This window comes from Bacteroidota bacterium (assembly GCA_030706565.1).
Lineage (GTDB): Bacteria > Bacteroidota > Bacteroidia > Bacteroidales > JAUZOH01 > JAUZOH01.
The window spans coordinates 1-2,283 of record JAUZOH010000529.1 but is presented as its reverse complement, the minus strand read 5'-3'; the positions used below and the strand labels follow the sequence as shown (position 1 = coordinate 2,283).

Annotated in this window: 2 protein-coding genes; both read right to left on the bottom strand. The window is 39.9% G+C overall.

All coding sequences use genetic code 11. The features are described from left to right. Positions 1-268: 268 nt before the first annotated feature. Entirely contained in the window at positions 269-1,516 is a 1,248-nt protein-coding gene (locus tag Q8907_16430; GenBank protein MDP4275856.1) for an ABC transporter permease, read from the bottom strand. 17 nt (positions 1,517-1,533) lie between these two features. After that, on the bottom strand, positions 1,534-2,283 hold a 750-nt coding region (locus Q8907_16425; protein MDP4275855.1), incomplete at its 5' end, for an ABC transporter permease.

Below are 2,283 nucleotides of genomic sequence, written 5' to 3'. Positions count from 1 at the left end.
TTCAAGTCTAGGCATTGGAGGCTGTATTTATTGTTTTATTACTTCAAATATACTGTTATTCGGATATATTTGAAAGACACTTTGCCTTTTTTTATGCTTGAACGATTAACTTTTTTCTACTTGCAAAACTTGAATAAATTTATATTAAAGACAAGTACTTAAAAATGAAAATTAAATAATTTCGGGCTTCGTTTGCTGTAATTTTGATGAATTATGGTATGCAAACGAAGCCCTCTTCTGGTAGTAAAGATTAAAAATTCATGACTATTTATTCGTTTAAATGGCCAAGTTCATAATTTTCCCTGTGCATTCTGGCTTCTTCGTTATATTCTTTTTCCAGCCTTTTCATTGCAAATTTGTAGGTCAGACAGGCCAGCAGGCAATAGACAACCATCTGAATCAGCAGAAATACCCATTCATAGGTTACTGAACTTAATCCTGCCCCACAGGTGCGCATACGTATGTATGCCGGAACGGTCATTGTGCTGGGAAATACATGGGCAAGCAGGTAAAGGAAAGGCGGCAATGATTCAACCGGCCACGACATGCCTGTTAAAAACAGTATGGAAGGTGACAGAAAAACCATGAATAACAAAGAGTGCACCCTTCTTCTGAATAAAAAGCTTATGGCTAAACCCAGGAATGCAGTTGCAAATAAAAATGGAATGATCAGAAAGAGAGTAGGTAAGAACCCGCTTTTATCCGGCAAATGGAACCAATTGTGCAACATGACAAGGGTAAATATGATGTTGAAAAGATAAATAAAGATATAGGCAAAAGTTTTTCCCATCACAGCTACGAAACTTCCCCCGGGGAGCTGAGCCGGTTTGATTAAATAGATGTACCGTCTCCTTTCGCGTATCGTGCCGCCAATTAAACCTATACCAATCATCAGGGTTTGCTGAAGAATGATAATTAAAATGCCCGGTATGACAAAAGTTCCATAACCACCGGCTGGATTGTACAAATTATAGGCATTCACGTTTAAGGGATTGCGTTTATCCATGGCCTGTTTTATTGTATTCCCCTGTGCAAGCAAATGTTTGATTTCAACCCCTGCACCTAAAGTCCCTGTAGAATAAATTGCCCCGGAATATACCTGTTTATAAAGAAGGAAGTAACTGGCATCGCAGTAAACAGTCACGTTGGTTTGTTGTCCTTTATAAATATCTTTTTCAAAATCTTTAGGAATTAGAATTACCCCATTAATTTTTCCGTCATAGAACAACTGTTCTGCTTCTTTTAAACTTTGGGGCTTATATACCACTTTAAGTTGTTCGGTAGCATCGGCCATTCTGCTGTATTGGCGGCTAATTTGGGAATGATCCATATCGACGACTGCAATGGGTATTTCCCTGATCGTTTCGTCCATATATCCAAGGGAATATAAGAGAGGATAAGCTACCATTGCTACGATAAAAATAAGCACTGCCCCGGCATCGTGCATGATGATTTTGATCTCATCCGCAAAATAGTCGCTGGTCATTTGTAATCCAAATACGAATTTCTTCCACATAATTTCTTTTCCTTGAGTTATAGTTTACCCCAATATTTTTCGGTTTTAAGCAGTGTTTTTAGTCTGGGAATACATGTTATGCCCAATAGCATAAAGGCAAAGAATGCATACATGGGTATGATTCCATTACTCACCGGTTCCCCTCTAAGTGTTTGGCTGATGAAAATTTTAAGCCAATAGGTGAAAGGGAAAATATGGGCGAAAGCCTGTGGAAAAGCAGGCATTCCAAAAATAGGGAAAGTGAGTCCCGAATAGGTAATAGCCAGCATGGAATATGCACTACCCAGTGATATACCCAACCTGAGGTTGGCGGTGATTCCAACTAAGAATATCGCAATAAACTGATAGCTGATAATCAACAGGAATTCACTTACCAGAATAACATGAAGATTCCCGCGCAAGGGGAGTCCCAGGTACCTGAACAGGATAAGGTTGATGACCATAGCCAGGCAATAGAACAAAAATGTGTAGGGCAACAATTTCCCGGCCAGGGCAACACAAATGTTATTATCTGCAGCTTCCAGCCATTCCGGTCCAAGTCCGTATTGCAATTCATTCCCTAGGGTATAAACCGATCCAAGCAGGACAAAAACCAGAAACATAACCGGTAACAGGCAGAAAGTTAGGAAATAAGAATAGGAGATAAAAGGATTGAAAAGTACCACAGCCCGTAGTTGCACCGGCATAATGCGGGACATTGCCTGTTCTTCTGTCGCACCGTTTTCCATCTGGAACTGCAATTTTATACCTGCCGATAAGGTTCCTAT